The organism is Shouchella xiaoxiensis (assembly GCF_016907895.1).
Lineage (GTDB): Bacteria > Bacillota > Bacilli > Bacillales > Bacillaceae_D > Shouchella > Shouchella xiaoxiensis.
In genome coordinates, this window is sequence record NZ_JAFBCV010000025.1 from 22,531 (window position 1) to 30,546 (window position 8,016).

Here is an 8,016-nt window from a genome sequence, read left to right on the forward strand (position 1 = left end):
TGTGTAATATCCTAGAAAGGTGGTGCTTTTATGAGCTATTACAATGCAGGATATGGAAATCCATGTTGTCCACCTCCTCCATGCGGAGGATATGGATACGGCCCTGGTCCAGGCGGTTACGGACCTGGCTATGGTCGACCTGGCTATGGTGGCGGAGCTTGGGCAATTGGAATCATCGTTGTTCTTTTTATACTCATCATCATCATTGGTGGAGCCGGTTATTGGGGCGGCGGTTTTGGAGGTCCAGGGGGACCATATTAAAAAAAGACATCAGCTTCTCGCTGATGTCTTTTTTATTTAATAATAATATCCCCCGCCGTATGGAGGGTAGCCATAACCGTATCCATACGGTGGATAGCCGTAACCGCCACCGCCTCCATATAAGAACGGTGCGGCAATTAAAGAACCCCCAAGACCGCCAACTAAGCCACCTAGAAATGCATTTCCACCACCATAAAAAGGTCTTCTACCATAACCATAGCCAGGTCTACGGTAATCCTGTTGTTGATACTGTCGATTTTGCCAATAGGTTGGATGCAAAACGTAACCTCCCAGTCCGTTATGCATTATCCTATGCAGTTCAAAACGGGCGCGTGCGGAAAGAGTTAACGATTCATGTATTGATACAATTCTTTGACTTTCGGTACAACCTCACCACTGCCGACATCTTCCTGCATCATCGCAAGTAATAGTTCTGGATTGTCACGATCGTAGCTTACAACCCAACCTAAAACAGTACCATCCTCCGAACTACCAACTTCAGCTGTTCCTGTTTTCGCTGCCAAAGATAATCCATCTATCTGCATAGAGCTCGCTGTACCGTTAGGGCTTGAAACAACTTGTTCTAAAGCATCATCAATGATTGTTGCGGTTTCTGCTGACATTGGTGTTTTCCACGTAACGCCTGTTTCTTCCTCTTTTCCAAGCACGGGCAGAATTAGCTCGCCTTCATTTAAAAAAGTTGTATACATCGATGCTAGATGAACCGGGTTAATTAAGATTTGACCTTGCCCATAGCCTGAATCAGCAAGCTGAATTTCAGAATTAAAGCCATCTTCTCCAGTTAGTAAAGATTGCCGAAATGGGTAAAGATAAGGGACGGTTTCACTGAACCCGAATGCTGCGGCTCCTTCTGTCATCGCCTCTTCACCAAGTTCAAGTGCCTCTTGAGCAAAATAGATGTTATCGGAATAAACAAGAGCAGCGGTTAAGTCAACAGGTCCACCTGGATCTGTTACACGACGCACCGAATAATTTCCCCAATCGGCATTTTCAGGTTGCCACTCTAATCCATTAACCTCAATTGAATCTTCTGGAGATAATGTTCCTTCCTCAAGCCCGATTGCAGCAGTCATCGCTTTAAACGTAGATCCGGGTGAATACAAGGAGTAAAAGCGGTTTAACATTGGTTGATTCTCATCTTCATCTATTTCCGCTCGTTGACTAGCAGATAATCCAAGCGTCACTGAATTAGGGTCATAGCTTGGAGAACTTACTAAAGCAAGTGTTGCTCCAGTTAGTGGATCTAAAGCAACGGCTGTACCTTTCTCACCAGCAAATTGATTCGTAATTTCTTGCTGTAAATCAATATCAATGGTTAAATGCAGGTCCTCACCATTAACAGTCTCCTGTTCAACGATGGTGCCCTTATCATCGCCGTCTGCATTCTCAAGGTGTATTTTGACTCCTGGGGTTCCTCTAAGTAGTTCTTCCTGCGCACTTTCTAACCCGCTCTGCCCTAAAATAGAATTGCGGTGATAACCTTGATCGGTTCGATCTTCAAGCTGTTCCGCTGTAATTGGGCGAACATACCCAATCAAATGGGCTGCGTTCTCAGCAAATGGGTATACTCGTCCTCCATCCATTCGATAGGTAAAACCAGGAACATCATCCATAACAGATTCAATAAAACCAAGTTCAGACTCTGGTTTTTGTCCAATTGGAACAAAGCTACTATCTTCCACCCACCCTTGCTCAAGTTGGGAACGAATGGAATCCTCTGTCATATCAAATGCTGCTGCAATGCTTGAAATTTCGCTTTCCATATCCTCAAATCGGTCCCGAACAACTGCCAGCGTTACAACGGTTCCATTAATGGCTAGACCTTGACCGTCCGCTGAGAAAATCTCTCCTCTAACTGGATCAGTACGGTTAACTCTAACACGATCTTCATCACCTAAATCTGGAAAAATTAAATGCGAACCCCATTGGACACGCCATTCTTCTTCATCTTCAGAAGATTGAACAACTCTTAACTGTTCTTCAAACGAATAAGCACCCGCTATCGTTTCCATTGAGATGGCAATGGGAATATCCTCGTAACCCTCTTCTGACCATTCCTCTGGTAAAGTAGGATCAATTGTAAACTCAGGGACAAGGGCATTATAAATGTTTTCATATCGTTCAATAAATGCTTCTTCACTAAAAGACGCTTGTACATCATCAGTCAACATTGCATACATCTGATCATATGCGCGATTTTCCCAATGTTCAATAAAAGTTGTAATCGCTGCTTCTGGTGACTCGTCATTCGAGCATGCGCTTAATACAAGTAGACCACAGGCTATCAAACTAATCGACAGTTGCTTCCGCTTCAATCCATCCAGCTCCTTTAATCTATGTAAATATAAATGCTACTAAAGTGCCCCGACCATCTCCTATACCATATCATAGTTAAGGAAGCGCTTGAACCATGATTTGACATGTATGCTTAATTTTTTACAATGTCTGCACGGATAAAATAAAAATCCCTGCACCTTTAGTCGCAGGGTCTGAGTCTATTTAGTTACCACAGTTAACTTCTCTCTAATTGAAGTGCGCGTCTTTGCTTCTGGAATAAAATCAGCATAGCCGATCATCAGTGTAGCCACTATTTTTTCGCCAGGCTTCACGCCGAGGGCTTCTCGGAAAATCGGATTGTAAATCCAATCATTCGTCCTCCAGATCATGCCAATCCCTCTTGCCCAAGCAGCCAACTGTATGTTTTGAATCATGGCACTAACCGCTCCGTAATCTTCATCCCACGTTTTTTGCCGAGGGTCTTCAGGCATAACAACCACTAGATGAAGCGGGATTTGTTTAAAATAATTCGCTTTTTTAATCGCTTTTTCCGGTACCGTACCGTCGCTACTCGTTTGTGTTTCCAAGTAGGCATCAACGAATTCATTTTTCCCTTCTTCTGAATAGAGCAGAAACCTCCAAGGCTCTGTCATTTTATGATTGGGTGCCCATTTAGCTACTTCGAGGATTTCAATCATTTCATCAACAGAAACAACATCTGTTTTAAATTTTTTAATTGAGCGCCTTCCTTTAATGAGACTGTCGATTGCTTGTACTTCTTTTTCCACACGATCACCCTTTTTCCTGTTAGAAGATCCAATCAAGTTTAGATAACCTAAGTGTAGCGAAAGAACTTTTTAAAATCAAGGAATGATTCTCATTATCAATTAGATAAATATAAAAACCGGACTTTGTCCGGTTTTTACGCATTAAAGCGTCCAAGAAACGTTTGCAGTCGCTCTGTTTTTGGATGATTAATGACTTCATCAGGCGTGCCTTGCTCAGCTATGCTTCCTTTATCCAAGAAAAAGACTCGGTCGGCCACGTCACGTGCAAAGTCCATTTCATGCGTTATAAGCATCATCGTTGTTTCCCCTTCTGATGCAATATCTCGAAGAACTTCCAAAACCTCTCCGACTAGCTCAGGGTCTAGAGCTGCCGTTACTTCATCGAAAAGCATCACTTTAGGTTGCATCACAAGTGAACGGGCGATTGCAACCCGTTGCTGCTGCCCCCCTGATAGCTGGGCTGGATACATGTCTACTTTATCGGCAAGGCCAACTTTTGTTAACATCTTAATAGCTCGCTCTTTCGCTTCTTGCTTACTCAATCCCAGAACATGGATTGGTGCTTCCGTACAGTTTTTCATAATTGTCATATGTGGGAACAGATTGTATTGTTGAAACACCATGCCAATACTTCCTCTTACTTTTCGAAGATGCTTCTCATCCGCCGTAACAAGTTCGCCATTTACTTCTTTATGCCATAACATCTGGCCATCTACTTCAATCGTTCCTTCTGTTGGTTGTTCTAACGTCATTAACATTCGGATAATGGTCGTTTTACCAGAGCCTGATGGACCAATCAAAGCAATTTTTTCTCCCTGCTTTATATCAATATTTAAATCATTTAAAACAACCGTATCTCCAAATGCTTTTTTTACGTTTCGATAACGAACAATAACATCTTTTTCTGCATCATTCAGTACATTCACCTTTTCAGATGTCTCGCTCATGTTTTTACACCCCTTGTTTCTACTTTATTTCCATGTAAATTCCCCATTTTTCTTTCTAAGTACCTGATAAACGCTGCGGCTGGATAGCTTAATACAAGGAATAAGAAACCAACGATTGTAATTGGTTCGACATAGTTCCAAGTATTTGTTCCAATTGCTCGAGCAACTGCCATCATTTCCAACACAAATATGGCAGATAACAATGGTGTTTCTTTAAAAAGAACAATTAAGTAATTGCCTAACATCGGAATTACAGGAGGAATTGCTTGTGGGAGAATGATTTTTCTCCACATTTGCATCTTGGAAAAATTCAGTGCTTTACCAGCTTCCCATTGGCTTTGCGGCACTGCTTCAATCCCTGATCGATAGATTTCCGATACATACGTTGCATAATGAATGCCAAGCACCACAACTCCTGTCTGGAAACCACTTAAAGGAGTCGTATAGAAGATAAAAAACAATTGGACAAGTGGAGGTGTTGCTCGAATAAACTCCACAATCCCTGCTACAAGTAAAGCTACAGGTTTAAAGCTAGAACGTCGTAAAAACGTAAATAGTAACCCTACTGATAAGGAAACAGCATAAGCAAGAAAAGTCACGAGTATCGTCATTGAAATGGCGGATAAGATTTCCGGAAAAATCTCAAATGCAAACTCCCAGTTCCATGCTTTTTCTCCATTCATGATGTACTCACTCCTTTAGACGCTCGTTTCTCTAACCATCTGGCTAAGAAAATTAAAGGTAAGGCTAGTAGAAAATAAGAGAACAATAAATACGTGTAAATCTCGACTTGATCACTTAATGCATTATTCCCTCCCCGTAAGACGTTCGCTTGAAACGTTATATCAGCTAAGCCAATAAAATAAACGAGCGAGGTTCCCTTTAATAATTCAATTGCGTTATTGCCAAAACCAGGTAACATCAAGCGCACAGCCTGAGGCAGAATGACAAGTTTTAGCCTTTGCCACTTCGACATATTCAAAGATATAGCCGCTTCTGTTTGACCTACATGAATAGAAAGTACGGCACCTCTAACAACCTCTGACGCATAGGCGCCGTAGTTCAACCCAACCGCTAGCGCACCAGCAAATAATAACGGTAAATCAACGGCAGGTAGCAACGTTGGCAGCGCATAAACAAAAAAGAACATTTGCACTAAAAGAGACGTTCCTCTAAACAACTCTACAAATAATGTAGCCACACCCCTAATGAAGAGATTAGAAGATGTTCTCATTAACCCGGCAATAATAGCTATGCTATATGCAATCAATGCACCAATTAAAAATACTTGTATCGTAATGAGTAATCCGTTGTAAATAAACGGTACAAAAGTATTGATATTATTGAACATATTTTCACCCCTTTGCAGTCAAAAGAAAAAAGCATGGCAACGCACTAATGCATTGACCATGCTTAGTTCATGCTATTTACCCGTTATACGTTACAACGATCTTCAGTCGTTATATCAGTTGGTGGTAAATTCGCTTCAGTAAAACCAAATTCTTCTAGAATTTCTAATAGCTCACCTGAATCAATTAGTTCCTGCAACCCTTCATTATAGGCCTCTCGCATTTCATCGCCTTCATCGCTTTGAGGAAATACTGCTGCACCATAAGCCATTACAGATTCACCCTCAATGATTGGCTGCTCAAACTCCTCAACAAATTCAACATTGCCAGAAGAATTGTTCTGTGCAGCAACGTTTGCTGTAGCATCAGTTGCAACCATTACGTCAGCGTTATCTGATTCTACTGCCGCCATATTGTCTGCAATACTATCTGCCTGAACATATTGATCTTCGTTAATCCCTAGACTATCTAAATAATTCATTTGATTTGCGCCCCTCATTACGGCAACGCGAATCTCGGGGTTGGCAACAATATCTTCATAACTCGTAATACCTAATGGATTACCAGCCTGAACGACAATACCTTCTCCGTATTGCATCTCTATATCGCCAAAGTTTCCATTCTCACACCGTTCTGGTCGAATATCCATCGCCGCTGTCGCAATATCAAACTGCCCTTGACTAACACCTTGAATGAGCGCACCAAAATCAGCTACATTTCCTTCAATATCTTCATACCCAATACTCTGTAAAACAGCTCGAGCAATTTCTGGAGCAGCGCCTGTTACTTCATTTTCTTCAATATTTATGTATCCATAAGGCTCTTCATTAGCTACACCAACTTGAACCGTGTCTCCTCCATTTGAAGCTCCTTCATTTCCATTCTCTTCTTCACCATTTCCACAAGCAACTAAAGATGCTGACGAAACGAGAAATAAGCCGAAAATTCCAATTTTTTTCATCTGATTTGTTCCCCCTAATAAAGTACCTCACCAAAAACAAGTTGTTAATTAGACATTTGTAGCATTACAAAACAACTTCTTTTTCGAAAGATCGTTAATATGCTCTGTCTTTTATGATAGCATAACTATTTAATTGTTAAAAATCAGAATACACTCATAAACCATCACATTTAAAGCAATATTGGCTTGAACACGCTTGTAACACCATGATCACTTTATAACGTAAAAATAAACAAGATAACGGCCTCTAACACGATGATTTGCTTCCAGAATTAAAAACTTTTGATTAACCCCTGCTTTTTTAACACGTCTTTTATCCTATTCCTATAAAAAGAAAATGGCCCTGGGGCCATTTTCTACATTTTATTGATCCTCTTCATTTTGCTCTTCTTCCATCTCAGTTTGCTGTTCTTCTAGTTCTGCCTGCTGCTCTTCCGCTCGTTCAGTTGCTTCTTCCATACTTATTGCAGCATCAATTGCCTCTTCATTCACATCAACTTGCTCAAGCTGATCAAACTGACTATAGGTCGTCGACATTTCTTGAATTGACTGTAAGCCTTCTTCTGCCAAATCCAATCCAATTGACATTTCAACGTTCGTTTGGTGCATCGTATCTTTATCAATCGTTAATTCATAATTAAATTCCGTTACTTCAAAATCAAAGTCAAGCTCATTGCCACCGCTAGCTAATAAAAGCGCAAGTTCCGAACGATTATCTTCTAAACCCTCACTAGAAATGATATAAGAGTCATCTGTTTCCTCTATCGTTAACAGATCAATATGCTCAAGAAGGTAATCCACTTGTTGTTCAGCTGGTCTCAATTCGGCTTCCTCATCTACATTCGCTTCTTCTGCATTCGAATGAACCCATTCACCGATAAACGGTTCTTCATAATACTGTTGCCCATCCATAAAGAAGGTATGACTTTCTTCATTCTCTCCTGTAAGAGGGTTTGGGCTTGTTTCTTTAACGGAAAAAGCAAGCGGATCACGAATAAGCTTCACATTTGAAACCACTTCATTTCCTTCTTGTTCTTGAATTGCTATATTCGTTTCCATCTCATAACTGTTTAAGTCAGCCATTGCTTCATTAGACTCGGTTAGAACGTCTTCCACTCCTTCATTGGATTCACCTGCTGTATTACAAGCCGCTAGCGCGACAACACTTGCTAATGCGATCATTGTTTTTTTCAAAATTAGCCTCCTTAATAGAACAACTCGTTCGCAACTTTAACATGAAGACCTGATCAATCATATTAAATCGCTCACTTTACTACTAAATTATAGGTTTTGCCGCATTTTATCGATTTATGCCCACAATCAAAACCACCAGTGTGAACTGGTGGTTTGCTCTGCGGCTGGAAGCCTCTATTACCGGCCTTGGCCTCAAAGGCCCACTGAAATGGTTTCCC

General features: G+C 41.0%; 9 protein-coding genes. 1 reads left to right on the top strand and 8 read right to left on the bottom strand.

Annotated features, from left to right (window positions below):
- Positions 1-30: 30 nt before the first annotated feature.
- The gene (locus JOC54_RS21985) at positions 31-261 is read left to right on the top strand and encodes a hypothetical protein (protein ID WP_035421194.1); all 231 of its coding nucleotides are present in this window, start codon (positions 31-33) and stop codon (positions 259-261) included.
- A gap of 36 nt (positions 262-297) precedes the next feature.
- Here the strand turns inward: JOC54_RS21985 and JOC54_RS21990 are convergent, their stop codons facing one another.
- The 8 genes from JOC54_RS21990 to JOC54_RS22025 all read right to left on the bottom strand — a co-directional run bounded on the left by JOC54_RS21990 (position 298) and on the right by JOC54_RS22025 (position 7,798).
- Positions 298-540 carry a hypothetical protein gene (locus tag JOC54_RS21990; RefSeq protein ID WP_081765764.1) on the bottom strand — a complete coding sequence of 81 codons (243 nt, stop codon included), beginning with the start codon at positions 538-540 and terminating at the stop codon, positions 298-300.
- A 65-nt stretch (positions 541-605) separates the two neighbouring features.
- Positions 606-2,597 carry a penicillin-binding transpeptidase domain-containing protein gene (locus JOC54_RS21995; protein ID WP_204469253.1) on the bottom strand — a complete coding sequence of 664 codons (1,992 nt, stop codon included), beginning with the start codon at positions 2,595-2,597 and terminating at the stop codon, positions 606-608.
- Between the two features lie 180 nt (positions 2,598-2,777).
- Positions 2,778-3,347 carry a nitroreductase family protein gene (locus JOC54_RS22000; protein ID WP_204469255.1) on the bottom strand — a complete coding sequence of 190 codons (570 nt, stop codon included), beginning with the start codon at positions 3,345-3,347 and terminating at the stop codon, positions 2,778-2,780.
- A 134-nt stretch (positions 3,348-3,481) separates the two neighbouring features.
- Complete coding sequence (gene ehuA, locus JOC54_RS22005) at positions 3,482-4,294, bottom strand: ectoine/hydroxyectoine ABC transporter ATP-binding protein EhuA (protein ID WP_035421203.1); 813 nt, start codon at positions 4,292-4,294, stop codon at positions 3,482-3,484.
- Positions 4,291-4,977, bottom strand: coding sequence for an ectoine/hydroxyectoine ABC transporter permease subunit EhuD (gene ehuD / locus JOC54_RS22010; protein ID WP_035421206.1), 687 nt, complete (start codon positions 4,975-4,977; stop codon positions 4,291-4,293). The genes ehuA and ehuD overlap by 4 nt, the downstream gene beginning before the upstream one ends.
- Complete coding sequence (gene ehuC, locus JOC54_RS22015; protein WP_035441140.1) at positions 4,974-5,645, bottom strand: ectoine/hydroxyectoine ABC transporter permease subunit EhuC; 672 nt, start codon at positions 5,643-5,645, stop codon at positions 4,974-4,976. The genes ehuD and ehuC overlap by 4 nt, the downstream gene beginning before the upstream one ends.
- 83 nt (positions 5,646-5,728) lie before the next feature.
- The gene (gene ehuB / locus JOC54_RS22020) at positions 5,729-6,604 is read right to left on the bottom strand and encodes an ectoine/hydroxyectoine ABC transporter substrate-binding protein EhuB (RefSeq protein ID WP_204469257.1); all 876 of its coding nucleotides are present in this window, start codon (positions 6,602-6,604) and stop codon (positions 5,729-5,731) included.
- A gap of 363 nt (positions 6,605-6,967) precedes the next feature.
- Positions 6,968-7,798, bottom strand: coding sequence for a DUF6612 family protein (locus JOC54_RS22025; RefSeq protein ID WP_204469259.1), 831 nt, complete (start codon positions 7,796-7,798; stop codon positions 6,968-6,970).
- Between the last annotated feature and the right edge of the window lie 218 nt (positions 7,799-8,016).